This is a genomic window from Sulfurimonas sp. RIFOXYD2_FULL_34_21 (genome assembly GCF_001830805.1).
In the GTDB taxonomy this organism is placed as follows: domain Bacteria; phylum Campylobacterota; class Campylobacteria; order Campylobacterales; family Sulfurimonadaceae; genus Sulfurimonas.
This window is the reverse complement of sequence record NZ_MICH01000007.1, coordinates 1,230-1,524: the sequence shown is the minus strand read 5'-3', so window position 1 is coordinate 1,524 and position 295 is coordinate 1,230. Positions and strand designations below refer to the sequence as shown.

1 protein-coding gene is annotated in these 295 nt (G+C 34.9%); it reads right to left on the bottom strand.

The genetic code is table 11. From position 1 onward, the window contains the following. Positions 1-295 (bottom strand): hypothetical protein (locus A2530_RS04870; protein WP_294891481.1); only part of this gene is annotated, 295 nt, incomplete at both ends.

The window sequence follows — 295 nt, the reverse complement described above, 5'->3', positions numbered from 1 at the left end:
TAATACATTTTGTCTCTCAAAATCAGAGTGAACCAAGGTTTGTTCACTCATTGGTTGATTCTCATCTATACTTTCTTGACACTTTATACAAAATCCATCAACTATATGTTTACCATCTGGTGCTATTTCTAGTTCATATGTGAATCTATTGATATCTTCCAAACATGCCTGAACTGCTCGGTATCTGGCTACTGGTACATTATCAACAGTTGGCGTAAAAGTACTCAATTGCTTATGCAAATCCCAAAATAATCCTGAGACAAATCTATGCGACGGAACTCTTATATGATCTTTA